Origin of the sequence: Pseudomonas sp. AO-1 (genome assembly GCF_019775695.1) — a bacterium.
Lineage (GTDB): Bacteria > Pseudomonadota > Gammaproteobacteria > Pseudomonadales > Pseudomonadaceae > Aquipseudomonas > Aquipseudomonas parakoreensis.
Genome location: NZ_CP079947.1, coordinates 5,620,575 through 5,644,595, shown reverse-complemented (window position 1 = coordinate 5,644,595; position 24,021 = coordinate 5,620,575). Strand labels below are relative to the sequence as shown.

Sequence of the window (24,021 nt, the reverse complement as noted above, 5' to 3'; positions counted from 1 at the left end):
TCCTCAGGCGGCGTTCTTGAGTTTCGGGTCCAGCGCATCGCGCAGACCGTCGCCCATCAAGTTGATTGCCAGCACGCTGAGCAAAATGGTCAGACCCGGCAGGCTCACGACCCACCAGGCGCGTTCGATGTAGTCGCGGGCGGAGGCCAGCATGGTGCCCCACTCAGGGGTTGGCGGTTGTACGCCAAGGCCGAGGAAGCCCAGCGCCGCCGCGTCGAGAATCGCCGAAGAGAAACTCAGGGTGGCCTGTACGATCAGCGGTGCCATGCAGTTGGGCAGCACGGTGATGAACATCAGGCGCGGCAGACCGGCACCGGCCAGGCGCGCGGCGGTGACGTAGTCGCGGTTCAGTTCGCCCATCACGGCGGCACGGGTCAGACGCACGTAGGACGGCAGCGAAACCACGGCGATGGCGATCACGGTGTTGATCAGGCCAGGGCCGAGGATGGCGACAATCGCCACAGCCAGCAGCAGGGACGGCAGGGCCAGCATGATGTCCATCAGACGCATGATGGTCGGGCCGATCATCTTCGGGAAGAAACCGGCGAACAGACCCAGCAGGATCCCCGGGATCAACGACATCACCACCGACGACAGACCGATCAGCAGCGACAGGCGCGAACCCTGGATCAGCCGCGACAGCAGGTCGCGGCCCAGTTCATCGGTGCCGAGCAGGAACTGCATTTGCCCGCCTTCGAGCCACGCCGGTGGCGTCAGCAGGAAGTCACGGTATTGCTCGCTCGGGTTATGCGGCGCGACCCACGGCGCGAAGATCGCGCAGAAAATCACCAGCAGCATGAACAGCAGGCCGGCAACCGCGCCCTTGTTCTTCGCGAAGGCTTGCCAGAATTCTTTGTACGGTGACGGATACAGCAGGCTTTGATCCGCGCTTGGGGCGGAAGTGGCTACTGAGGATGTTGGAGTGCTCATGGTATGGACCTCAGCGCTGATGACGGATGCGTGGGTTGGCAAAGCCGTAGAGGATGTCCACTACGAAGTTGACCAGAATCACCAGGCAGGCGATTAACAGGATGCCGTTTTGCACAACCGGGTAGTCCCGGGCGCCGATGGCTTCGATCAGCCATTTACCGATGCCGGGCCAGGAGAAAATGGTTTCGGTCAGGACCGCGCCGGCCAGCAGGGTACCGACTTGCAGGCCGACCACGGTCAGAACCGGAATCAGCGCGTTACGCAGGCCGTGCACGAACACCACGCGCGACGGCGACAGGCCTTTGGCCTTGGCAGTGCGGATGTAGTCTTCACGCAGCACTTCGAGCATCGACGAACGGGTCATCCGCGCGATCACCGCCAGTGGAATGGTGCCGAGCACGATGGCCGGCAGAATCAGGTGATGCAGGGCATCGAAGAACGCGCCCGTGTCATCGGCCAGCAGTGTGTCGATCAGCATGAAACCGGTGCGCGGCTCGATGTCGTAGAGCAGGTCGATCCGCCCGGACACCGGGGTCCAGCCCAGGCTCACCGAGAAGAACATGATCAGGATCAGGCCCCACCAGAAGATCGGCATCGAATACCCCGCCAGGGAGATGCCCATCACCCCATGGTCGAACAGGGATCCTCGTTTGAGGGCCGCGATCACCCCGGCCAGAAGACCGAGAATGCCGGCGAACAGCAGGGCGGCCATGGACAGTTCCAGGGTCGCCGGGAAGAGGGAGGTGAACTCGGTCCATACGCTCTCACGCGTACGCAGGGATTCGCCGAGATCGCCGTGGGCCAGTTTGCCGATGTAGTCCAGGTACTGGGCATACAGCGGTTTGTTCAGACCAAGGCGTTCCATTGCCTGAGCGTGCATTTCGGGGTCGACCCGACGTTCGCCCATCATCACTTCCACGGGGTCGCCGGGAATCATGCGAATCAACGCGAAAGTCAGCAGGGTGATGCCGAAAAACGTGGGGATCAACAACCCCAGTCGGCGGGCAATAAAACTAAACATCTTGTGTGGTACCTCATCAGCCGGTTAGGCGTGCCCGGCGACCCTGGGGTCAGGGAGGCCGGGAGTTTCTTATCTACTTCACCTGGGTGGTGGCGAAGTTATTCGTGGTCAGAGGGCTGATGTGGTAACCCTCTACGTTATTGCGCATTGCGGTAAACATACGGGTGTGGGCCATGCTGATCCACGGTTGGTCCTGATTAAACAGCACCTGAGCCTGTTCGTAGAGCTTCGCGCGTTCGGCCGGATCTACTTTAGCCCGTGCTTCGTCGAGCAGTGCCTGGAATTTCTCGTTGCACCAGCGCGCGTAGTTTTCGCCGTTCTTGGCCGCTTCGCAACTGAGCATAGGCGTCAGGAAGTTATCCGGGTCGCCGTTGTCGCCCGCCCATCCGGCCGACACCATATCGTGTTCGCCGGCCTTGGCGCGCTTGAGCATCTCGCCCCATTCCATCACACGGATGTCGACCTTGATCCCGACTTTCGCCAGATCGGCCTGCATCATCTGTGCGCCGAGCATCGGATTGGGGTTGGTCGGGCCGCCGCCGTTACGGGTAAACAGAGTAAACACGGTGCCTTCCGGGACCCCGGCTTCCTTGAGCAGGGCGCGGGCCTTGTCGAGGTCACGTGGCGGGTTCTTCAGGTCGTGGTTGTAGCCCAGCAGTGTCGGCGGGTAGGGGTTGACCGCTACGGTCGCGTTGCCCTTGCCGAACAGGGCGTTGACGTAGGCTTCCTTGTCGAAAGCGATGTCGATCGCTTTGCGGACCCGCACGTCGCTCATGTATTTGTGCTGAGTGTTCATGGCGATGTACGAGACGGTCATCGCGTCCAGTTCATCGACCTTCAGGTTGCTGTCTTTCTTGATGCTCGGGATGTCATCCGGCTTCGGATACAGTGCGATCTGGCACTCGTTGGCCTTGAGCTTCTGCAGGCGCACGTTGTTGTCGGTGGCGATTGCCAGGATCAACGCATCGGCCGGTGGCTTGCCACGGAAGTAGTCCGGGTTGGCCTTGAAGCGCACCTGCGCATCCTTGGCGTAACGCTGGAAGATGAACGGGCCGGTGCCTACAGGCTTGTTGTTGAGGTCGGCGGTCTTGCCGGACTTGAGCAACTGGTCGGCGTATTCGGCCGGGTAAATCGAGGAAAACGCCATGGCGATGTCGGCCAGGAACGGCGCTTCGCGGCGGGTCAGGGTGAACTTGACCGTGTTGTCGTCGACTTTTTCGACGCTTTTGAGCAGTTCCTTGAAGCCCATGCTTTCAAAGTACGGGAAGCCCACGCTCGACAGTTTGTGCCACGGGTGATTCGGGTCCAGCTGACGCTGGAAGCTCCAGACCACGTCGTCGGCGTTCATGTCACGGGTCGGCTTGAAGTATTCGGTGGTGTGAAACTTGACGCCTTTGCGCAGGTGGAACGTGTACGTCAGGCCGTCTTCACTGATGTCCCAGGATTCGGCCAGTGCCGGAATCACTTCGGTGGTGCCGGGCTTGAAGTCCGCCAGACGGTTGAAGATCGTTTCGGCCACCGCATCGGCAGTGACTGCAGTTGTGTACTGGACCATATCGAAGCCTTCCGGGCTGGCTTCGGTGCAGACCACCAAGGGTTTGGCCGAGACGCCGATGGCGGCGCTCAACAACGCAGCCGCGACGGCCGCACGTAGGGGAAGCATTTTCATCGATAACCCTCTGCAATCGGTTGAAGACAAAAAACCGAACGGCCGACTCGTCATGAGTCAGCCGTCGGTCGGCGTTTTTACAGGATGTTGAACGGGATGGTGGTCACGAGACGGAACTCGTTGATGCTGCCGTCAGCCTGGTTTTCGCTGGCGCGGTGAGCGGTGTAGGTGCCACGGATGGTGGTCGCCTTGAGCGGGCCGCTCTGTACGGCGTAGGTTGCACCAATGCCGTATTCGTAGTGGTGCTCGCCGTCCATGTTGCGTACGTCATAGGCAGTGCCGGTGTAGTGAGTACCGTCGATACCCCAGCCGCGAGCCTGGTAGATGTTGAACTTCAGGCCTGGCACGCCATATTCGGCCATGTTCAGACCATAGGCGACCTGGAAGGATTTCTCGTTCGGGCCGTTGAAGTCGGACAGCAGGGAGTTGGCCAGGTAGATGCCGTTGGTTTCGTGCAGGTAGTCGAAGTACTCGTTACCGTTAATTTCCTGGTACGAGAAGGTCAGGCTATGAGCCTGGTGAGTCAGGCCGAACGACAGCGAGTAGGTGTCGTTGTCGATTTCGCCCATCTCTTTTTTGCCGGTATCGACGGTCTTGTAGTAGTTCAGGCCAGTGGTCAGGCTGACGACATTGCTGTCACCCAGTTCGTGGGTGGCGCCGAAGTAGTACTGGTTCCAGAAGTCTTCAACCTTGGAGGCGTACAGGCTGGTCTTCAGGCTTTTCAGCGGCTGATAGTTCAGGCCGACGATGCTGACGCGATCGGTTTCGGCGTTGTTGTTGGTGTACTCGGAACGGAATTTCGACAGGCTTTCTTCGGTACGTGGCGATACGCGGTCGAAGCTGCCGGCGTCGAACGACAGGTTGTTCAGTTCTTCGCTGTGCAGGCTCACACCTTCAAAGCTCGAAGGCAGCGCACGGTTGCCGATGGTGTCGACGATCGGGGTGCTGAAGTTCTGGCGACCGGCGGTCAGGGTGGTGTTCGACACGCGGAACTTGACGTTGGCCAGACCCAGTTTGCTCCACTGGCCTTCAGCGTCGCCGCCTTCTTTGGTCAGCGTACGGTTGTTGCCCGCGCCTGGACGCGAACCCGGTGCGCCACCGTTGTTGGAGGCCAGGTCCTTGCGATTACGCTCCAGCGCTACCGCGTTGTAAGCAGCGACTTCAGTGCTGACACCCACGGTGCCCTGAGTGAAACCGGAAGTGAAGTTGACGATGGTGCCCTGCACCCAGTTGATACGACGATCAGTCGGGGTGGCAACGCCGTCCTTGCGATAAGTGAACTTGCCGCCGCGCTTGAGTTGCTCGTTGGCGTACCAGTTACGGGTCGTGCCGCTGATGGTGGAACCTTCGAGGAAGCCGGTGGCATCAGCCTGGGCGCTTTTCTCGTTGACGGTCACCGGGGTGAACGCCTGGCTCTGTTCCTCGGCATAGGCCGTGGCGGTGATGCTGCTGATGGCCAAGGCCAGTATCGCGGTGCTGCTCAGTTTCATGGGTGAAGCTCCTTTACTTTCTTTTTATGCCGGCTTTTTTGGGTGGGCCGGTTATTGGTTTAGAACTCATTTCACACATCGCAAACGTTTGCAAAAGGCCGGATCGGCGAATTTCGGCAAAGCGCTTGCGTGAGGGGGATAGACAGCCCCCCTCAGCATTGCGGCTAATCGGTTGGGTTAATCGATACTGACGCCCGAGAACACATTGCGACCGAAGGGGCTGACCTTGAAGCCCTCAACCCGGGCGCTTAACGGCTGGTTGACCGTCGAGTGGGCGACAGGCGTGATCGGCACTTGCTGCTTGAGCAACTGCTGCGCCTGTTTGTAGAGCGTGGTGCGCTGGTCGCGGTCGGTGACGACCTTGGCCTCTTTGATCAGCTTGTCGTAAGCCGGATCGCACCACATGGAGTAGTTGTTGCCGCCGATGGCATCGCAGCTGTACAGGGTGCCCAGCCAGTTGTCCGGATCCCCGTTGTCGCCGGTCCAGCCAATCAGGCTGATGTCGTGCTCGCCATTCTTGGTGCGCTTGATGTACTCGCCCCATTCGTAGCTGACGATCTTCACTTTCAGACCGATTTTCGCCCAGTCAGCCTGGAGCATTTCGGCCATCAGTTTGGCGTTCGGGTTGTACGGACGCTGGACCGGCATCGCCCACAGCGTGATCTCGGTGCCTTCCTTGACGCCGGCGGCCTTGAGCAGCTCTTTGGCTTTTTCCGGGTTGTAGGCGGCATCCTTGATGCTGTCGTCGTAGGACCACTGGGTCGGCGGCATGCCGTTGACCGCCAGTTGTCCGGCACCTTGATAAACAGCGTTGAGAATCCCTTGTTTATTCACTGCCATGTCCAGCGCCTGACGCACTTCGAGCTGGTCGAAGGGCTTGTGACGGACGTTGTAGGCAATGTAACCGAGGTTGAAGCCGGGCTTGGAAATCAGCTGCAGTTTCGGGTCGGCCTTCAGCGCCTCAACGTCGGCAGGGCGCGGATGCAGAGTGATCTGGCATTCGCCGGCCTTGAGCTTCTGCACGCGCACCGAAGCGTCGGTGTTGATCGCGAAGATCAAATTCTTCAGCTTGACCCGGCTCGGGTCCCAGTAATGTTCGTTGCCGGTATAACGGATGTTCGAGTCCTTCTGATAGCTCTTGAACACGAACGGCCCGGTCCCGACCGGTTTCTGGTTGATGTCGCTTGGCTTGCCTTCAGCCAGCAGCTTGTCGGCGTATTCGGCGGACAGGATGGCGGCGAAGCTCATGGCAATGTTCTGGATGAACGCGGCGTCGACGCTGTTGAGCGTGAACTCCACGGTCAGCGGCCCGGTCTTTTCGACCTTGGCGATGTTCTTGTTCAGGCTCATCCCGTTGAAATACGGGAATTCGGTTGGATAAGCCTTACGGAATGGCTGCGCGGGATCGAGCATGCGGTTAAACGTGAACAGCACGTCGTCGGCGTTGAAATCGCGCGTCGGTTTGAAGTACGGCGTTGTATGAAATTTCACACCTTCACGCAGGTGAAAGGTGTACTTGAGTCCATCCTCGGAAATATCCCACTGGGTTGCCAGTCCCGGTACGACGTTGGTCGCGCCTTTTTCGAACTCGACCAGACGGTTGTACAGCGGCTCGGCGGCGTCGTTATCAGTCGCCGTCGTGTATTGCGCGGTATCAAAACCCGCCGGGCTGCCTTCGGAGCAGAACACCAGGCTCTTACTGGCGGCAAAACTGGCGGACGTGGCGGCCAACAGGCCGGCGCCCAGCAATGCGGAAAAAACCAAGGTATGGCGCATGACGCTCCCTCTTTTTGTCGTGTTGTTCAATGCACCGCGATCCCGTCCAGGGAAGTTGAGGTGGCATTGAGCTCAATCCAGTACGTACAGCAAGCCGATGGCCCACGCAGAAACTGGTCAGAACCCGACGGTAGGGGCCGTGGGTCTGGCAGTAAATGCGTAATTGCCTGAATGCTCGTAGGAAAAGTCGACACATCCCCTGCCGTTGCAGTCATCCGCAACGGAATTGGCTGTAGGCAAATTCCTGACTTCCGGCAGCTAAAGCAGCGGCGACGTCATGAACGTCGCCGCTGCGATGGCTTAATTGCTGACGCTGACGCCGTAGAAGGAATTCAAGCCGAATGGGCTGATCTTGAAGTCCTGCACGTTGGCGCGCATGGGTTGGAACACCGTCGAGTGAGCGATAGGTGTGTAGGGAACAGCATCTTTGAGGACGTGTTGCGCCTGTTTGTACAGTTCGGTGCGCTTGGCCTGATCGGTGGTGCGCTTGGCATCTTTGACGAGACCGTCGTACTTCTTGTCGCACCACTTGGAGAAGTTGTTGCCGTTGAGCGAGTCGCAGCCGAACAGCACGTTCAGCCAGTTGTCGGGATCACCATTGTCACCGCTCCAGCCAATCAGCATGGCCTGGTTCTCGCCACCTTTGGAGCGCTTGATGTACTCGCCCCATTCGTAGCTGGTGATCTTCACGTTCAGGCCGATTTTCTTCCAGTCGGACTGGAGCATTTCAGCCATCAGCTTGGCGTTCGGGTTGTACGGACGCTGTACCGGCATCGCCCACAGAACGATTTCGGTCCCTTCCTTGACGCCGGCTTCCTTGAGCAGCTGTTTGGCTTTCTCAGGATCGTATTTGGCGTCCTTGATGGTGGTGTCGTAGGACCACTGGGTCGGCGGCATGGCGTTGACGGCCAGCTGACCGGCGCCTTGGTAAACCGAATCGATGATCTGCGGCTTGTTCACCGCCATGTCCAGCGCCTGGCGCACGCGCAGGTCGGCCAGCGGGTTAGGCTCGTTGCTACCCTTGACCTTGTCCATCACGTTGTAGGCGATGTAGCCCAGGTTGAAACCGGCCTGGTCAGGCATCTTCAGGGTCTTGTCGGCCTTGAGCGCCGCGAGATCCGCCGGACGCGGGAACAGGGTGACCTGGCATTCGTTCTTTTTCAGCTTCTGGATGCGCACCGACGGGTCGGTGGTAATAGCGAAGATCAGGTTGTCGATCTTCACGTCCTCAGGCTTCCAGTAGTCCTTGTTGCCGGTGTAACGGATGTTCGAGTCTTTCTGGTAGCTCTTGAACACGAACGGACCAGTGCCGATCGGCTTCTGGTTGATGTCGGCAGCCTTGCCTTCCTTGAGCAGCTGGGCAGCGTACTCGGCGGACTGGATCGAGGCGAAGCTCATGGCCATGTTCTGGATGAACGCGGCGTCGACTTCTTTCAGCGTGAACTTGACGGTGTGGTCGTCGACTTTATCGATCTTGGTGATGTTGGTGTCCATCCCCATGTCGGTGAAGTACGGGAATTCGGTCGGGTAGGCCTTACGGAACGGGTCATCCTTGTTAATCATGCGATTGAAGGTGAACAGCACGTCGTCGGCGTTGAACTCACGAGTCGGCTTGAAATACGGGGTGGTGTGGAACTTGACGCCTTCACGCAGGTGGAAGGTGTAATTCAGGCCGTCCGGGGAAATGTCCCAGCTGGTGGCCAGGCCCGGGATAACGGCGGTGCCGCCACGCTCGAACTGGCTCAGACGGTTGAACATGGTTTCGGCTGAGGCGTCGAAGTCGGTTCCGGTGGTGTACTGGCCTGGATCAAAACCGGCCGGGCTCCCTTCGGAGCAGAACACCAGGTTAGTCGCAGCGGATGCGAAAGGTGCGGAGGCTAACAAGCCTGCGCCGACTAAAAACGGAATGACCGCGTGTTTAAGCATGTTGGCCTCATGATTTGTTGTCATTTTTTAATATTGAGGTACGACCTCGTGAGTCGTGCCTGCGGATACTTATGCAGGGGCCATACCCAATGCAAGATCCAGAGCGACTGCCGGCCTCAAAGCGTGGCACGAACGTACCTTAATGTCGCATTTGTATAAGAGTTGACGCATTTGACCGTTTGCGGCCGTTTTTTACGGTGCAAACGAGGCCCCAAAACGGTGCATTGGTCACGTTGTGCGCGCCGCCTTGGGGCTCGGTGTTACTTATTTATACCCACGCCGTAGAAGGGTGTAAGGCCAAACGGACTGATCTTGAAGTCGCTCACTTCCTTGCGCAGCGGCTGGAACACCGTGGAGTTGGCAATGGGCGTGATCGGCACCTGCTGTTTAAGGATCAGTTGCGCCTGTTGATACAGTTTTACCCGTTGCGCTTTATCCGTGGACACCTTGGCCTGCTGAATCAATTTGTCGTAGGCCGGATCGCACCACTTGGCGTAGTTGCTACCTTTGACTGCCGCGCAGCTGTAGAGCACGCCGAGCCAGTTGTCCGGGTCGCCGTTGTCTCCTGTCCAACCATAGATCATCGCGTCGTGTTCGCCATTTTTCGCGCGCTTGATGTACTCCCCCCATTCGTAGCTGACGATGTTGGCCTTGATCCCGATCTTGTCCCAATCCTGCTGGATCATCTGCGCCGACATCCGCGCATTCGGGTTGGAGGCGCGCTGCACGGTCATCGCCCAGAGATTGATGGTGGTACCCGGTGCAACCCCGGCTTCCTTGAGTAGCGCCTTGGCTTTCACCGGGTCGTACGGCGCGTCCTTGATGTTCGGGTCATACGACCATTGCGCAGGTGGCAAGGCGTTCTGCGCCAGTTGCCCGGCACTCTGGTAGACGGCTTTGATGATCGCCGGTTTGTCGATGGCCATGTCCAGCGCCTGACGGACCTTGAGCTGGTCCAGCGGCGGATGCGTGGTGTTGTAGGCGAGGAAGCCGAGGTTGAAACCGGCCTGCTTCAATACGCGCAGGTTCGGGTCTTGTTCCATCACTTCGATGTCGGCCGGGCGCGGGTAGCCGCTGACCTGGCATTCGCCGGTCTTGAGTTTCTGCAGGCGGACGGCGGCGTCCGGGGTGATCGAGAACACCAGGTTGTCGATCTTCACGTCCTCGGGTTTCCAGTAGTCCTTGTTTGCGGCGTAGCGGATCTGCGCGTCTTTCTGGTAACGCTTGAACACGAACGGGCCGGTGCCCACCGGTTTCTGATTGAGGTCGGCGGCTTTGCCTTCCTTTAACAGTTGGGCGGCGTATTCGGCCGACTGCACCGAGGCGAAGCTCATGGCGAGGTTTTGCACGAACGCGGCGTCGACGTTGTTCAGATTGAAGCGCACGGTGTTGTCGTCGATTTTATCTACCGATTTGATGGTGGTGTTCAAGCCCATGTCGGTGAAGTACGGGGACTCGGCGGGGTAGGCCTTGCGGAAGGCGTTGTCCGGGGCGAGCAGGCGCTGGAAGGTGAATAGCACGTCGTCGGCGTTGAAGTCGCGCGTAGGGGTGAAGTATTCCGTTGTGTGGAATTTCACGCCTTGGCGCAGGTGGAAGGTGTATTGCAGGCCGTCGTTGGAGACGTCCCATTTTATTGCCAGGCCGGGTTCGATGTCGGTGCCGCCGCGCTGGAATTGGGTGAGGCGGTTGAAGACGGTTTCGGCGGAGGCGTCGAAGTCGGTGCCGCTGGTGTATTGGCTGGGGTCGAAGCCGGCGGGGCTGGCTTCGGAGCAGTAGACCAGGGTTGTTGCTGCGTTTGCGATTGGGGCTATGGCGGTTAGTGCGAGAGTGATCAGGAGTGGTTTCAGGGTGAATCTTTCCATGGAGTCCCCGGGTCGATTGGAAGTGGTTGTGTTTTTAGGGTAGCGGGGATTTGGGGGGCTTCGGAAATATCGTTTTTCCTGTTGAGATGTCTGTCTCGGTATATGTGGCGGCTTTTGTCGGGTACATATCCGTTGCTGCGGTAACGGCTGCTTAGGGTTCCGCCCTGACGGCGGGTCACTTTGGCAAACGCCCCAAAGTAACCAAAGGGCTTTACCCTGACGTTCGGCCCTCGCCTAGGCTCGGGTTCCTTCGCTCCTGGATTCATCCGGGGGCAGCGCCTACGGTTTGCTTCGCTGCACCTCCTCTCGCTGTGTTTGGCTGCGCCAAACGGTCGCTGCGCTCCCACCCCCGGATAACCCCCTCCACTCAGCCTGCCGACGGGCCCTCAGATCAAAAGCGGTACTCGAGCTAACGCTCATCGTGTTGAGTGGTGAAAAGCGGTTGCGGCGACTTGCCAGCGATGGCGGCCTGACAGCCGACCTGACTTTAATTGAATACTTTGAGTTCCCCTGTAGGAGCTGCCGAAGGCTGCGATCTTTTGATCTTGCTTTTGAGTTGTGAGAGCCAAAGTCAAAAGATCGTCCGAACGCGGCCCGAGCCTTCGGCAGCTCCTACAGGGAGTGGAGTTGTGTTTAAAGGTGTGTGGGATAACCAGAACCTTCCCACAAGGTTTTCAGGTTGTCCCTCGGACGTCAGCTCTCTAGCCTTGAGCTGTCGCTGAAAACTCAGCGATCGGGTGTGAGAACCCGCAGGAACTGTTAATCCACAATCAGTACCACCATAATTGCCGCCGGCATTTCTGCTGCTGCAATATTCTATGGCGGCTGTGTGCGGGCGGGCTTCGGTCCGGCCGGGCTTGTTCCTACCGGTTTCTCACCCCGCACATTGCTGCCACCACTCCGCCGCGTGAGAACGGCGAGTGAATGGCTATTGATCAGGAACGCTATCAATGTCCAAACCGGTCCCAGATCCACCGCTCGAACCCACAACCCCACTCGCCGAAGCCCTTCACGCCGAAGACCTCGCAAAAAACCGCGAAGCGATCAAACGTGCCCTCGACTTCTACCTCAGCCCCGAAGCCACAAAACCGCGTCCACCCACTTCGATGTTCCTCGTCCATCCGGGCATCGACACGGAAAGTCTGTTGGCGCACGCCTGTGAGTCCCTGGCCTCGGCCAACACCATGGCCAGCGATTTCGCCGATCAGCTCAGTCGCCCGCAGCGCAATACGGCGTTGGCGATTCAGCAGATCATCATGCTCGCTGAGCTGGCGGTGAATCGGGCGCTGGATCGGGTTGATCCGCAGTCATAGACCTGTCAGGTCTGACAGTAGATATAGCTCGCGAATGGGATGAACATGATTGCAAGCGACTCGTCTGGCTAGTCTTGCCAAGCGAGTTGTATCCAAGCAAAAACTGATTGAGGTGAAACCATGGACATCACGGATGCAAAAAGACGCGGCTATGAAGCCAGGTTGGTCGCCAAGGGAAATCGTGGGTCTTTCTGGCAGGTTTATCTGGCGGGACAGCCAATTGATGATCAGGAGTTTGGAACGGAGACTGACGCGTGGACGCACGCGATAAATTTGATTAATGCAGGCGAATACAACCATTGATCTTCCGTTCAAGGTTGCGGCTGATTTGTAGAAAGAAGCGGTATGCCTGCAATGGCAGTTCATTCACTACAAAACCGGGCACAAAAAAACCGGCGATCATTCTCTGATCGCCGGTTTTTCATTCAGCCCACTTTAATTCACTGCATCAGCACTTCAATCGAGCCGTCCGCCGTCAGGCTGACCTGGCTGGTGCCGGCTTCGACTTCCGGTGTGACCGGTGCCGAATCCGCCATGCCGGCGGCTTTCATCATCATCGGGGCGCGCATGTACGGTTGTGGGTAGCCGTTGCTGTTGAGGTTCAGGTTGACGATTTTGTAGCCCTTGCCGCCCAGTGCGTCGGTGGCCAGTTGCGCGCGGGCCTTGAAGGCGCTGACGGCTTCTTTGAGCAGTTTGTCTTCGCTGGCCTTGCGGGTCGGCTCGGCGATGGCGAAGTCCATGCCGCCCATTTTCAGGTCGGTCAGCAGTTCGCCAGTGAGTTTGGACAGGGCGGCGAAGTCGGCGCTTTCCAGGCGCAGTTCGGCGCGTTCACGCCAGCCGGTGATTTTCTGGCCCTTGGTGTCGTAGATCGGGTAGCTGTTGCGGCTGCCCTGGCGCAGGGTGATGTCTTTGACTTGCTTGGCCTGGGCCAGTGCCTTGTTCATGGTGGTGCTGACGTCGGCGGCGAGTTTGGCCGGGTCGGTGTTTTGCGCTTCGGTGTAGAGCGTCACGATCATCAGGTCGCGGGCCACTTCCTGGCTGACTTCGGCGCGCAGGGAGATCTGGTTGTAGTGCAGCTCATCGGCGGCCAGCGCCGGAAGGCTGGCGATGCTGCCGACGGTCAGGGCGAGAAGGGCGGCGCTGCGGCGAAAGGTGTGCATGAAGGCTCCTTGAATAATGCGCAGGTGTTGGTTCGTCCCTGCGTGAAACCATCAGACTCTAGCTTCTGCGCTGCGGTTCGCCCAGTTACAACTTCTATACAGATGTCCCGGCTCACCGCAGATCCTGAGTCGAGTGCGCTCTTGTGGCGAGGGAGCTTGCTCCCGCTGGACTGCGAAGCAGTCCCAAACCCGGCAATCGTGATCTGCCAGAAATACCGGAGATACCGGATTTACGACTGCTTCGCAGCCGAGCGGGAGCAAGCTCCCTCGCCACAGTCGATCTCGGACAGCCATGCGCTGTAGCCCAATTTACCGCCAGCGCCATGTGGTCATTTGCCGCACTTTCGCCTCTCAAAGGCGCGGCTTGGTTATACTCCGTGCGATCCGCCTGGAGCGCTCATCAGGAGAGCTCATGCTCGCCCCCGTACAACTGACTTCCGCCACTCGCCAGAACCTCTGGCGGCTGACGTTCATCCGCACCCTGGTGCTCGCCGCGCAGGCCGGGTCCGTCGGCCTGGCCTACTGGCTGCAATTGTTGCCGTTGCCGTGGGTGCAACTGGCGATGACCCTCGGCTGCTCGATTCTGCTCTGCGTGTTCACCGCCGTGCGACTGCGTACGTCGTGGCCGGTGACCGAACTCGAATATGCGCTGCAACTGGCCTGCGATCTGGTGATCCACAGTGCGCTGCTGTATTTCTCCGGCGGTTCGACCAACCCGTTCGTTTCCTACTATCTGGTGCCACTGACCATCGCGGCGGTGACGCTGCCGTGGCGTTATTCGGTGATTCTGTCGGGTATTGCGCTGGCGCTGTACACCGTGATGCTCACGCGGTTCTACCCGCTGGAAACCCTGCCGGTGGCCCGCGAGAACCTGCAGATCTACGGCATGTGGCTGAGTTTTGCCCTCGCGGCTGCGGTCATCACGTTTTTCGCTGCGCGCATGGCCGAAGAGCTGCGCCGTCAGGAAGAATTGCGCGCGATTCGCCGCGAAGAAGGCCTGCGCGATCAGCAATTGCTGGCCGTCGCCACCCAGGCCGCTGGCGCCGCGCATGAACTCGGCACGCCGCTGGCGACCATGAGTGTGTTGCTCAAGGAGATGCAGCAGGACCACCCCGACGCGATGTTGCAGGACGATCTGAAGGTGCTGCAGGATCAGGTCAAGCTGTGCAAAGAAACGTTGCAACAACTGGTGCGCGCCGCCGAGGCCAACCGCCGTATGGCGGTGGAGATGCAGGACGTCACCCAATGGCTCGACGAAGCGCTGAACCGTTGGCACCTGATGCGTCCGGAGGCCAGTTATCGCTTCCAGCGTCTCGGCCAGGGCACCGTGCCGCGCATGGCACCGCCGCCTGATCTGACCCAGGCGCTGCTCAATCTGCTGAACAATGCCGCCGACGCCTGCCCGGAAAATCTTCAGGTGACGCTGGACTGGGACGCGGAAACCGTGACCATCAGCATTCGTGACCACGGTGCCGGTGTGCCGCTGGCCATCGCCGAGCAGATCGGCAAACCGTTTTTTACCACCAAGGGCAAAGGTTTCGGCCTGGGCCTGTTTTTGAGCAAGGCCAGCGTGACACGCGCCGGCGGCTCAGTGAAACTCTATAGTCATGAGGAAGGCGGCACGCTCACCGAGCTGCGCCTGCCCCACGGCGCCCGAGGAGACCAACATGAGTGACGAAATCCAAGTCGAAGGCGAAGAACTGCCGCATCTGCTGCTGGTCGACGACGACGCGACCTTCACCCGAGTAATGGCCCGTGCCATGGCCCGCCGTGGCTTTCGCGTGAGTACCGCAGGCTCCGCCGAAGAAGGCTTGACCATCGCCCAGGCCGACCTGCCGGACTACGCCGCGCTGGACCTGAAAATGGACGGCGACTCCGGTTTGGTGCTGCTGCCCAAGCTGCTGGAACTGGACCCGGAAATGCGCGTGGTGATCCTCACCGGTTATTCGAGCATTGCCACGGCGGTCGAAGCGATCAAGCGCGGCGCCTGCAACTACCTGTGCAAACCGGCCGACGCCGACGACGTGCTGGCTGCGCTGCTCTCCGAACACGCCGACCTCGACAGCCTGGTGCCGGAAAAACCGATGTCGGTCGACCGCCTGCAATGGGAGCACATCCAGCGCGTGCTCACCGAGCACGAAGGCAACATCTCCGCCACTGCCCGCGCCCTGGGCATGCACCGGCGCACCCTGCAGCGCAAACTGCAGAAGCGCCCGGTTCGTCGCTGAACCTGCGCTGAACGGCCATCGCCAGCCCTCGCGATAACGCGCACCGATCAACTATGATCGGTGCGTGTCTGTTCTTTTCTTTATCGAGCCTTTTCCATGAATCAGAACGCTGAATATTCCGCGGTCAACGATGCTGTGCGCGGGCAGTTTTTTCGCAAGGTGTGGGGGATCATCACGCCTTATTGGCGCAGCGAAGAGAAGGGCAAGGCCTGGACATTGCTGATTGCGGTGATTGCGCTGTCGTTGCTCAGCGTGGGGATCTCGGTGTGGTTCAACACCTGGTACAAGGATTTCTACAACGCGCTGCAGAAGAAAGATGAAGCGGCGTTCTGGCAGCTGATTCTGTATTTCTGCGCGATTGCAGCGGTGGCGATTGTCGGTGCGGTGTACCGGCTTTATCTGACCCAGATGCTGACGATTCGCTGGCGGGCCTGGCTCACCGAAAAGCATTTCTCCCGTTGGCTCGCCGACAAGAATTACTACCAGCTGGAGCAGGGCGGTTACACCGATAACCCGGACCAGCGGATTTCCGAAGACCTCAATAACTTCACCTCCAATACCCTTGAGCTGGGGATCGGCCTGCTGCGCAATATCGTCAGCCTGGTGTCGTTCTCGATCATTCTGTGGGGCGTGTCGGGCAGCATTGAGGTCTATGGCATCACCATTCCCGGCTACATGTTCTGGTGCGTGCTGGTCTATGCCGTGGTGGGCAGTTGGCTGACGCACTTGATCGGTCGCCGCTTGATCGGCCTGAACAACCAACAACAACGCTTCGAAGCCGACCTGCGTTTTTCCATGGTGCGGATTCGTGAAAATGCCGAGAGTATCGCGTTGTACAACGGCGAGCCGAACGAAAATCGTCGTTTGAGCGGTCGCTTCGGTAATGTCTGGCACAACTTCTGGGACATCATGAAAGTGTCCAAGCGCCTGACGTTCTTCACTGCCGGTTACAGCCAGGCTGCGATCATTTTCCCGTTTATCGTGGCGTCGCCGCGCTACCTCGCCGGCAAGATCGAGCTGGGTGAACTGATGCAGATCAGCTCGGCATTCGGCAACGTCCAGGAGAGTTTCAGCTGGTTCATCAGCGCCTATCAGAGCCTCGCGTCCTGGCGCGCCACCTGTGATCGTCTGCTGAGTTTCCGTCAGGCCATGACCGATAACGAACAGCGCCGCCCGGCCATCGACGTGCAAAACCAAGGCAGCGAATTGCAAGTGCACAACCTCGGCCTGGACCTGGCCGATGGTCGTCACCTGCTGACCAATGCCGACATGACGGTAGAGCCCGGCGAGCGGGTGATGCTCAGCGGTCGCTCCGGCAGCGGCAAGTCCACGCTGTTGCGGGCGATGGGGCACTTGTGGCCCTCGGGCCACGGTGCTATTCGTCTGCCGGCAGCGCGTTATCTGTTCCTGCCGCAGAAGCCGTATCTGCCGATCGGTACCCTGCGCGAAGCCTTGAGTTATCCACAACCGGGCGACACCTACGCGCCAGAGCGTTACGCGCAGGTGCTGGAGACTTGCCGTCTGCCGCATCTGGTCGCACGTCTGGACGAAGCCAATCACTGGCAGCGCATGCTGTCGCCGGGTGAACAGCAACGCCTGGCCTTCGCCCGCGCGATGCTTTACGCACCGCAATGGCTGTACATGGACGAGGCGACGTCGGCGATGGATGAAGAGGATGAGGCAACGTTGTATCAGGCGCTGATTGATCAGTTGCCGGGCCTGAGCATCGTCAGCGTCGGCCACCGCAGCAGCCTCAAGCGCTTCCACCCACGGCATGTACGGATCGACAGCGGGCATCTGGTGGAACAGGCCGTGACCGCCTGACCCACAGAAATCCCCCTGTAGGAGCTGCCGCAGGCTGCGATCTTTTGATGTTGTTTTTCAAGATCAAAAGATCGCAGCCTGCGGCAGCTCCTACAGGGGAAGTCTGTGACGAGTGATCGTACAACCCGCCTGCGCTATGATGCCCACCAAGCCGATTTTTCGAGACCAGACGTTGACCATGGAAAACCCGATCGACACCCCACGCCTCCCGCGCAAGCGCCGCAGCCTGGCCCAGGAGCTGGTGACGGTGCTGACCGAGCAGATCCGCGACGGTCTGCTCAAGCGCGGCGACAAACTGCCTACCGAGTCGGCGATCATGCAGGAGCATGGCGTCAGCCGCACGGTGGTGCGCGAGGCGATCTCCCGCTTGCAGGCTGCCGGCCAGGTGGAAACCCGCCACGGCATCGGCACCTTCGTGCTCGACACGCCGAGCCCCAGCGGTTTCCGCATCGACCCGGCGACCGTCGTCACTTTGCGTGACGTGCTGGCGATTCTGGAGTTGCGCATCAGCCTGGAAGTGGAGTCCGCCGGCCTCGCCGCGCAACGTCGCAGTCCCGAACAACTGGCGACCATGCGCGCCGCCCTCGATGCACTGAACGACAGCGTGGCCCACGCCAGCGATGCGGTAGCGTCGGACTTCGCCTTCCACCTGGAAATCGCACTGTCCACCGGCAACCGTTACTTCACCGACATCATGACCCACCTGGGCACCAGCATCATTCCGCGTACGCGGTTGAACTCGGCACGCCTGGCGCATGATGATCAGCAGCACTACATGAATCGCCTGAGCCGTGAGCACGAGGAAATCTACGAGGCGATTGCTCGCCAGGATGCCGATGCGGCGCGGGCGGCGATGCGCCTGCATTTGACCAACAGCCGTGAAAGGCTGCGCCAGGCCCATGAAGAGGCACAGGCGCAGCGCGGATGAGTGTCTGGCAGTTTATGTGCGCCTGACATACCGCTATCGCTGGCAAGCCAGCTCCCACAGGTTCCTATGTTGAAGCGGATCCCGTGTACGACATCGATCGCTGAGGGGAGCAGGCAAGCCAGCTCCCACAGGTTCCTATGTTGCAGCGGATTCCGTGTACGACATCAGTCACTGTGGGAGCTGGCTTGCCAGCGATGAGGCCGGTGAATTCAGCGCGGCAATATCGAGCGATCCACCCTCACTGCCAGTTTCGCGTTACCAGGCTTGGCAGCAAACGCCACCTCTCCCGATTTATCCACAACCCCCCGCGCAATCGGCTTGCCGTCCGCCAGCAGCTCCAGCGGCGCGCCCTGCAGCGACTGCCCCGACGTCAGTTCCAGTTTCAATGTGATCGTCATTGCTCATTCTCCTTGATTGACGTTGCCCGTCGGGTGGTAGTCCTTGAGCAGCAAGTAAGTGCTCCAGCCCCACCAGTCATCGATGGTGGCGGTGTCGTTGAGGTTGTTCACATCTTTGCGCCGCAGCACCTTGCCGCCCTCTACGCGGAACAGCGGCGAGAAGTTGCTGGAAAGATTCAGCACCGCCGTCAGATCCGGCAGGCATTGCAACGCGGCAAACGTTGAAGGGGCGGGCACGTTGCCGCTGAGGTAGGCGGCGAAGATTTCATCCGCCGAAGCCTGCACCGCCAGATTGACCTGGGTTCGGTTGTCCGCGTCGCTGGCGTCGAAGTAACGTTTGTCGCCGTAGGCGCGCCATTGATCGCCATGGGCGTTGCGCACCTTGAGGCCGAATTTGCTGTCCTCGTCGTGCATGAAACGGGTGACCAGCGAGCCGAGATCGCTCGGCGTGACCACCGCCGCCATCTCTTTGCGTGGCACACGCAGGTGGCCGGCAGAGAACAGGTCGGTGAGGAAGTGGTCGGCAAACGCGTTCATCGCGTAGGCCCGTTCCAGTTGCTGCTCATCGTGATTGGCGCGGGCTGCGACGGCGGTTTGCAGGGCGGCGGTGTGGCCGGCGATGTAGGCCAGTCTGGCCCATTCGCCAAAGTGGTCGGCGTTGTTCGCCGCCAGTTTCAGATAGCGCCCAAGCGGGAATAGCGCGGAGACGAAACTGCCGCCGCCGGTGAGCTTGTTCCACTCTTCGGACAACGTATCTCCGAGCGCGTCGTAGGCTTCGTGCGGTGATTTACCGTCCTTGATCGCCTGTTTGACCGCGTCGATCTCCTTTTGCATGACCGCGAGAATCTGCGTGGCCTCGGCGCGTGAGGCCGGCAGCACGGCGAGAGAATCAAATGCAGCGTGGAAGCGATTCAGGCGATCAGCCGGGGTCGCGCCTTCGTTGATCGGTCGATCGACCACGCCGTAGAAATCTCCAGCCAGCGCCACTACCTGGCCGTAGGTCAGCGCAAGGCCATTGGGCAAGTGCAAGGGCTTGTTTTGCGCGCGAATCGGCTCGGCGTTTTCACTGAAGCGCAGCAGGGTGTTATCGCCGATGGCCGTGTGTTCAGCGCCTTCGAAGCGCAGTGGCGGTCGAATGTTCAAGGCGTTGCCGGGGAGGGCGGCGGCCGGTACGACATCGCTATGGGCGTCGGCGATGTGCAGCAGCAGATGCGGATTGTCGGCGTTGAAGCGGATGCCTTTTACAGTGAAAAGATCATCGAGTCGAGCGACGACCGGGTTGGGTCGTTCCTGTGGTTTTGCATGCAGTCCGGACATTTCTGGCTCCTTGATATGTCGTCGGTGGATTTATTTTTAACTGTATGGATATACAGTTTAGTCGAGCCTAGACCAGATTTTTCCTACGTCAAGATCGAATCTTGTCCGACAAAAAGTGTGAGGCGACGATGAAATGCAGTTGACGGTTATCTTTTAAGTTGTACGATGACCTACAACTTCAGCGCTGGCTGAACCATAAAACTCACAAAAAATGTTGCTACCCAGGGTGTTCGAATAATGAATCCACAAGAACTGAAGTCCATCCTCTCCGCCGGTCTGCTGTCGTTCCCGGTGACCGATTTCAACGCGCAGGGCGATTTCAACCGCGCCGGCTACATCAAGCGTCTGGAATGGCTGGCTCCGTATGGCGCTTCAGCCTTGTTCGCCGCCGGCGGCACCGGTGAGTTCTTCTCCCTGGCCGCCAGCGAATACTCGGAAATCATCAAGACTGCCGTCGACACCTGCGCCAGCAGCGTGCCGATTCTGGCCGGTGTCGGCGGCTCGACCCGTCAAGCCATCGAGTACGCCCAGGAAGCTGAGCGTCTGGGCGCCAAAGGCCTGTTGCTGCTACCGCACTATCTGACCGAGGCCAGCCAGGACGGCGTCGCCGCCCACGTTGAAGCGGTGTGCAAATCGGTGAACATCGGCGTGGTGGTCTACAACCGCAACGTCTGCCGCCTGACCGCGCCACTTCTGGAACGTCTGGCCGAGCGCTGCCCGAACCTGATCGGCTACAAGGACGGTCTGGGCGATATCGAGTTGATGGTGTCGATCCGTCGCCGCCTCGGTGATCGCTTCAGCTATCTCGGCGGCCTGCCGACTGCGGAAGTCTACGCCGCTGCCTACAAGGCACTGGGCGTGCCGGTTTACTCCTCGGCAGTGTTCAACTTCATCCCGAAAACCGCGATGGACTTCTACCACGCGATTGCCCGCGACGATTACGCCACCGTCGCCAGGATCATCGACGACTTCTTCCTGCCGTACCTGGACATCCGCAACCGCAAGGCCGGTTACGCCGTGAGCATCGTCAAGGCAGGCGCGAAAATCGCCGGCTATGACGCAGGCCCGGTGCGTGCACCGCTGACCGACCTGACCGGCGAAGAATTCGAAATGCTCGCCGCGCTGATCGACAAGCAAGGCGCGCAATAAACACCGACCCACAAGGCCGCTGAGCAATCAGCGGCTTTTGCGTAGAGAGGAGAATTTTCTGTGGCTGATTCCAAGCGTTACGACAACTACATCAACGGTGAATGGGTCGCCGGTGCCGATTACTCGGCGAACATCAACCCGTCCGAGCTGAGCGACACCATCGGCGACTACGCCAAGGCTGACCTGACTCAGGTTAACGCCGCCATCGATGCGGCCCGCGCCGCGTTCCCGGCGTGGTCGACTTCGGGCATTCAGGCCCGTCACGATGCGCTGGATAAAGTCGGCACGGAAATCCTCGCCCGTCGCGAAGAACTCGGCACCCTGCTGGCCCGGGAAGAGGGCAAGACCCTGCCCGAAGCCATCGGCGAAGTGACCCGCGCCGGCAACATCTTCAAGTTCTTCGCCGGTGAATGCCTGCGTCTGTCCGGCGACTACGTGCCGTCGGTGCGCCCGGGCGTCAACGTTGAAGTGACCCGCGAAGCCCTCGGCGTGGTCGGTCTGATCACCCCATGGAACTTCCCGATTGCCATTCCGGCATGGAAGATTGCTCCGGCGCTGGCCTACGGCAACTGCGTGGTGCTGAAACCGGCGGATCTGGTGCCGGGTTGTGCCTGGGCGCTGGCGGAAATCATCTCCCGCGCAGGCTTCCCGGCCGGCGTGTTCAACCTGGTGATGGGCAGCGGTCGGGTGGTCGGCGAAGCGCTGGTCAACAGCCCGAAAGTCGATGGCATCAGCTTTACCGGTTCGGTGGGCGTGGGTCGGCAGATCGCTGTTAATTGCGTGTCGCGCCAGGCCAAGGTGCAGCTGGAAATGGGCGGCAAGAACCCGCAGATCATTCTCGACGACGCCGACCTCAAACAAGCGGTCGAGCTCTCGGTGCAGAGCGCGTTCTATTCCACCGGCCAGCGTTGCACGGCGTCGAGCCGCCTGATCGTCACCGCCGGGATTCACGACAAATTCGTCGAGGCCATGGCCGAGCGCATGCAGTCGATCAAGGTCGGCCACGCGCTGAAATCCGGCACCGACATCGGTCCGGTGGTTTCCCAGGCGCAGCTGGAACAGGACATGAAGTACATCGACATCGGCCAGTCCGAAGGTGCACGCCTGGTCAGCGGCGGTGGTCTGGTGACCTGCGACACCGAAGGCTACTTCCTCGCGCCAACGCTGTTTGCCGACAGCGCAGCGTCGATGCGCATCAGCCGTGAAGAGATTTTCGGCCCGGTGGCCAACGTCGTTCGCGTGGCCGATTACGAGGCGGCGCTGGCGATGGCCAACGACACCGAGTTCGGTCTGTCTGCCGGCATCGCCACCACGTCGCTGAAGTACGCCAACCACTTCAAGCGCCATTCGCAGGCCGGGATGGTGATGGTCAACCTGCCGACCGCCGGTGTCGATTACCACGTTCCGTTCGGGGGCCGTAAGGGTTCATCCTATGGCTCACGTGAGCAAGGCCGCTATGCGCAAGAGTTCTACACGGTCGTGAAGACCAGCTACATCGGCTCCTGAAGCAATACCCCTGTAGGAGCTGCCGAAGGCTGCGATCTTTTGATTTGTTTGAAGATCAAGATCAAAAGATCGCAGCCTTCGGCAGCTCCTACAGGGAATACATGCAGCACAACAGATTCACCCGCGCATAAAAATAATCAGTGGGAGTACATCTACATGCAATCGTCCAAGCCGACTCACGTCCGCTATTTGATCCTGCTCATGCTGTTTCTGGTGACTACGATCAACTACGCCGACCGCGCGACCATCGCCATCGCCGGTTCCAGCCTGCAAAAAGACCTCGGCATCGACGCGGTCACCCTCGGTTATATCTTCTCCGCTTTCGGGTGGGCCTACGTTGCCGGACAGATTCCCGGTGGCTGGCTGCTCGATCGCTTCGGCTCGAAAAAAGTCTACGCCCTGAGCATTTTCACCTGGTCGCTGTTCACCGTGCTGCAAGGCTTTGTCGGTGAATTCGGCATGTCCACGGCGATCGTTGCGCTGTTCATGCTGCGCTTTCTGGTCGGTCTGGCGGAGGCGCCATCCTTTCCCGGTAACGCACGGATTGTCGCGGCCTGGTTCCCGACCGCTGAACGCGGTACGGCCTCGGCGATCTTCAACTCGGCGCAATATTTCGCCACTGTGCTGTTCGCGCCGCTGATGGGCTGGATCGTGTATCGCTTCGGCTGGGAGCACGTGTTCATTGTCATGGGTATCCTTGGCATCATCTTCTCGCTGGTCTGGCTCAAGGTTATCCACAGCCCGCGTCAGCATCCGCTGGCCAACGAAGCCGAAGTGCAGTTCATCGCCGACAACGGCGGCATGGTCGACATGGACGTCAAGCAAGGCAAAAAATCCGACGGGCCGAAGTGGGATTACATCCGTCAGTTGCTGACCAACCGCATGATGCTCGGCGTGTATCTGGGCCAGTATTGCATCAACGGCATCACTTATTTCTTCCTGACCTGGTTCCCGGTGTACCTGGTGCAGGAGCGCGGCATGACCATCCTCAAGGCCGGTTTCATCGCCTCGTTGCCGGCGATCTGCGGTTTCATCGGTGGCGTGCTTGGCGGGGTGATTTCCGATTACCTGCTGCGCAAAGGGCATTCGCTGACCTTCGCCCGCAAGGCGCCGATCATTGCCGGCTTGCTGGTCTCGAGCAGTATCGTGGCCTGCAACTATGTTGACGTGGAATGGATGGTCGTTGGTTTCATGGCATTGGCCTTCTTCGGCAAAGGCGTAGGCGCGCTGGGTTGGGCGGTGGTGTCCGACACTTCGCCAAAACAGATCGCTGGCCTGAGCGGCGGGTTGTTCAACACCTTCGGCAACCTCGCTTCGATTACCACGCCGATCGTGATCGGCTACATCATCAGCTCCACCGGTTCGTTCAAGTGGGCGCTAGTGTTCGTCGGTGCCAACGCACTGGTCGCGGTGTTCAGCTACCTGGTGATCGTCGGCCCGATCAAACGTGTGGTGCTCAAAGAGCCGCCAACCAACGGTGGTTCTGAAATCACCGGCAAATTGTCTCAAGCGCATTCCTGAGGA

The 24,021-nt window shown here is 59.7% G+C and carries 19 protein-coding genes; 9 read left to right on the top strand and 10 right to left on the bottom strand.

From position 1 onward, the window contains the following. Positions 1 to 3: 3 nt before the first annotated feature. The 7 genes from KVQ82_RS25825 to KVQ82_RS25795 all read right to left on the bottom strand — a co-directional run bounded on the left by KVQ82_RS25825 (position 4) and on the right by KVQ82_RS25795 (position 10,674). Positions 4 to 930, bottom strand: a complete 927-nt coding sequence (locus KVQ82_RS25825) for an ABC transporter permease subunit (protein WP_041072771.1) — start codon at positions 928 to 930, stop codon at positions 4 to 6. 10 nt (positions 931 to 940) lie between these two features. Continuing rightward, on the bottom strand, positions 941 to 1,951 hold the full coding sequence (locus KVQ82_RS25820) for an ABC transporter permease subunit (protein WP_047291242.1): 1,011 nt from the start codon (positions 1,949 to 1,951) through the stop codon (positions 941 to 943). A gap of 73 nt (positions 1,952 to 2,024) precedes the next feature. After that, positions 2,025 to 3,620, bottom strand: a complete 1,596-nt coding sequence (locus KVQ82_RS25815; RefSeq protein ID WP_145597320.1) for an ABC transporter substrate-binding protein — start codon at positions 3,618 to 3,620, stop codon at positions 2,025 to 2,027. A 77-nt stretch (positions 3,621 to 3,697) separates the two neighbouring features. Further along, positions 3,698 to 5,110, bottom strand: a complete 1,413-nt coding sequence (locus KVQ82_RS25810; RefSeq protein ID WP_041072777.1) for an OprD family porin — start codon at positions 5,108 to 5,110, stop codon at positions 3,698 to 3,700. Positions 5,111 to 5,287: 177 nt separating this feature from the next. Then, positions 5,288 to 6,886: an ABC transporter substrate-binding protein gene (locus KVQ82_RS25805; protein WP_108181665.1), complete on the bottom strand. Its 1,599-nt coding sequence runs from the start codon at positions 6,884 to 6,886 to the stop codon at positions 5,288 to 5,290. A gap of 300 nt (positions 6,887 to 7,186) precedes the next feature. Continuing rightward, positions 7,187 to 8,812 carry an ABC transporter substrate-binding protein gene (locus tag KVQ82_RS25800; RefSeq protein WP_041072781.1) on the bottom strand — a complete coding sequence of 542 codons (1,626 nt, stop codon included), beginning with the start codon at positions 8,810 to 8,812 and terminating at the stop codon, positions 7,187 to 7,189. A gap of 260 nt (positions 8,813 to 9,072) precedes the next feature. Beyond that, the gene (locus KVQ82_RS25795; protein ID WP_222016568.1) at positions 9,073 to 10,674 is read right to left on the bottom strand and encodes an ABC transporter substrate-binding protein; all 1,602 of its coding nucleotides are present in this window, start codon (positions 10,672 to 10,674) and stop codon (positions 9,073 to 9,075) included. A gap of 950 nt (positions 10,675 to 11,624) precedes the next feature. Between KVQ82_RS25795 and KVQ82_RS25790 the strand changes: the two genes are divergently transcribed. Together KVQ82_RS25790 and KVQ82_RS25785 are read left to right on the top strand one after the other, a co-directional pair. Then, positions 11,625 to 11,987: a DUF6124 family protein gene (locus tag KVQ82_RS25790; protein WP_222016567.1), complete on the top strand. Its 363-nt coding sequence runs from the start codon at positions 11,625 to 11,627 to the stop codon at positions 11,985 to 11,987. 120 nt (positions 11,988 to 12,107) lie between these two features. Then, on the top strand, positions 12,108 to 12,290 hold the full coding sequence (locus KVQ82_RS25785; RefSeq protein WP_222016566.1) for a hypothetical protein: 183 nt from the start codon (positions 12,108 to 12,110) through the stop codon (positions 12,288 to 12,290). 137 nt (positions 12,291 to 12,427) lie between these two features. Here KVQ82_RS25785 and KVQ82_RS25780 read toward each other — a convergent pair whose 3' ends face one another. Next, positions 12,428 to 13,147 (bottom strand): SIMPL domain-containing protein, encoded by a 720-nt coding sequence (locus KVQ82_RS25780; RefSeq protein ID WP_027610819.1) that lies wholly within the window; start codon positions 13,145 to 13,147, stop codon positions 12,428 to 12,430. A 412-nt stretch (positions 13,148 to 13,559) separates the two neighbouring features. Between KVQ82_RS25780 and KVQ82_RS25775 the strand changes: the two genes are divergently transcribed. From KVQ82_RS25775 to KVQ82_RS25760, 4 genes are all read left to right on the top strand, one after another. After that, the gene (locus tag KVQ82_RS25775; RefSeq protein WP_027610820.1) at positions 13,560 to 14,822 is read left to right on the top strand and encodes an ATP-binding protein; all 1,263 of its coding nucleotides are present in this window, start codon (positions 13,560 to 13,562) and stop codon (positions 14,820 to 14,822) included. Next, positions 14,815 to 15,375, top strand: coding sequence for a response regulator transcription factor (locus KVQ82_RS25770; protein WP_222016565.1), 561 nt, complete (start codon positions 14,815 to 14,817; stop codon positions 15,373 to 15,375). Before KVQ82_RS25775 ends, KVQ82_RS25770 begins: the two co-directional genes overlap by 8 nt. A 96-nt stretch (positions 15,376 to 15,471) precedes the next feature. Further along, positions 15,472 to 17,199, top strand: coding sequence for an ABC transporter ATP-binding protein/permease (locus KVQ82_RS25765; protein ID WP_222016563.1), 1,728 nt, complete (start codon positions 15,472 to 15,474; stop codon positions 17,197 to 17,199). A gap of 178 nt (positions 17,200 to 17,377) precedes the next feature. Then, entirely contained in the window at positions 17,378 to 18,127 is a 750-nt protein-coding gene (locus KVQ82_RS25760) for a FadR/GntR family transcriptional regulator (protein ID WP_041072876.1), read from the top strand. Positions 18,128 to 18,336: 209 nt separating this feature from the next. On the opposite strand, the gene KVQ82_RS25755 is transcribed toward KVQ82_RS25760, so the two are convergent. Then, complete coding sequence (locus KVQ82_RS25755; RefSeq protein ID WP_145597338.1) at positions 18,337 to 18,525, bottom strand: hypothetical protein; 189 nt, start codon at positions 18,523 to 18,525, stop codon at positions 18,337 to 18,339. Positions 18,526 to 18,528: 3 nt separating this feature from the next. Further along, positions 18,529 to 19,842 carry a phospholipase gene (locus KVQ82_RS25750; protein ID WP_222016560.1) on the bottom strand — a complete coding sequence of 438 codons (1,314 nt, stop codon included), beginning with the start codon at positions 19,840 to 19,842 and terminating at the stop codon, positions 18,529 to 18,531. A 237-nt stretch (positions 19,843 to 20,079) separates the two neighbouring features. Between KVQ82_RS25750 and kdgD the strand changes: the two genes are divergently transcribed. The 3 genes from kdgD to KVQ82_RS25735 all read left to right on the top strand — a co-directional run bounded on the left by kdgD (position 20,080) and on the right by KVQ82_RS25735 (position 24,018). Next, positions 20,080 to 20,991, top strand: a complete 912-nt coding sequence (kdgD, locus tag KVQ82_RS25745) for a 5-dehydro-4-deoxyglucarate dehydratase (protein WP_222016558.1) — start codon at positions 20,080 to 20,082, stop codon at positions 20,989 to 20,991. 60 nt (positions 20,992 to 21,051) lie between these two features. Beyond that, positions 21,052 to 22,497, top strand: coding sequence for an aldehyde dehydrogenase family protein (locus KVQ82_RS25740; protein ID WP_086793764.1), 1,446 nt, complete (start codon positions 21,052 to 21,054; stop codon positions 22,495 to 22,497). A 156-nt stretch (positions 22,498 to 22,653) separates the two neighbouring features. After that, positions 22,654 to 24,018 (top strand): MFS transporter, encoded by a 1,365-nt coding sequence (locus KVQ82_RS25735; RefSeq protein ID WP_041072807.1) that lies wholly within the window; start codon positions 22,654 to 22,656, stop codon positions 24,016 to 24,018. Positions 24,019 to 24,021 lie beyond the last annotated feature (3 nt).

Excerpts from the sequence above, each read along its gene's own strand:
- kdgD (WP_222016558.1), top strand. The coding sequence starts at position 20,080 with ATGAATCCACAAGAACTGAAGTCCATCCTCTCCGCCGGTCTGCTGTCG.
- KVQ82_RS25790 (WP_222016567.1), top strand. The coding sequence starts at position 11,625 with ATGTCCAAACCGGTCCCAGATCCACCGCTCGAACCCACAACCCCACTC.
- KVQ82_RS25785 (WP_222016566.1), top strand. The coding sequence starts at position 12,108 with ATGGACATCACGGATGCAAAAAGACGCGGCTATGAAGCCAGGTTGGTC.
- KVQ82_RS25750 (WP_222016560.1), bottom strand. The coding sequence starts at position 19,842 with ATGTCCGGACTGCATGCAAAACCACAGGAACGACCCAACCCGGTCGTC.
- KVQ82_RS25755 (WP_145597338.1), bottom strand. The coding sequence starts at position 18,525 with ATGACGATCACATTGAAACTGGAACTGACGTCGGGGCAGTCGCTGCAG.
- KVQ82_RS25765 (WP_222016563.1), top strand. The coding sequence starts at position 15,472 with ATGAATCAGAACGCTGAATATTCCGCGGTCAACGATGCTGTGCGCGGG.
- KVQ82_RS25815 (WP_145597320.1), bottom strand. The coding sequence starts at position 3,620 with ATGAAAATGCTTCCCCTACGTGCGGCCGTCGCGGCTGCGTTGTTGAGC.
- KVQ82_RS25805 (WP_108181665.1), bottom strand. The coding sequence starts at position 6,886 with ATGCGCCATACCTTGGTTTTTTCCGCATTGCTGGGCGCCGGCCTGTTG.
- KVQ82_RS25795 (WP_222016568.1), bottom strand. The coding sequence starts at position 10,674 with ATGGAAAGATTCACCCTGAAACCACTCCTGATCACTCTCGCACTAACC.
- KVQ82_RS25780 (WP_027610819.1), bottom strand. The coding sequence starts at position 13,147 with ATGCACACCTTTCGCCGCAGCGCCGCCCTTCTCGCCCTGACCGTCGGC.
- KVQ82_RS25800 (WP_041072781.1), bottom strand. The coding sequence starts at position 8,812 with ATGCTTAAACACGCGGTCATTCCGTTTTTAGTCGGCGCAGGCTTGTTA.
- KVQ82_RS25825 (WP_041072771.1), bottom strand. The coding sequence starts at position 930 with ATGAGCACTCCAACATCCTCAGTAGCCACTTCCGCCCCAAGCGCGGAT.
- KVQ82_RS25820 (WP_047291242.1), bottom strand. The coding sequence starts at position 1,951 with ATGTTTAGTTTTATTGCCCGCCGACTGGGGTTGTTGATCCCCACGTTT.
- KVQ82_RS25810 (WP_041072777.1), bottom strand. The coding sequence starts at position 5,110 with ATGAAACTGAGCAGCACCGCGATACTGGCCTTGGCCATCAGCAGCATC.
- KVQ82_RS25775 (WP_027610820.1), top strand. The coding sequence starts at position 13,560 with ATGCTCGCCCCCGTACAACTGACTTCCGCCACTCGCCAGAACCTCTGG.
- KVQ82_RS25770 (WP_222016565.1), top strand. The coding sequence starts at position 14,815 with ATGAGTGACGAAATCCAAGTCGAAGGCGAAGAACTGCCGCATCTGCTG.
- KVQ82_RS25760 (WP_041072876.1), top strand. The coding sequence starts at position 17,378 with ATGGAAAACCCGATCGACACCCCACGCCTCCCGCGCAAGCGCCGCAGC.
- KVQ82_RS25735 (WP_041072807.1), top strand. The coding sequence starts at position 22,654 with ATGCAATCGTCCAAGCCGACTCACGTCCGCTATTTGATCCTGCTCATG.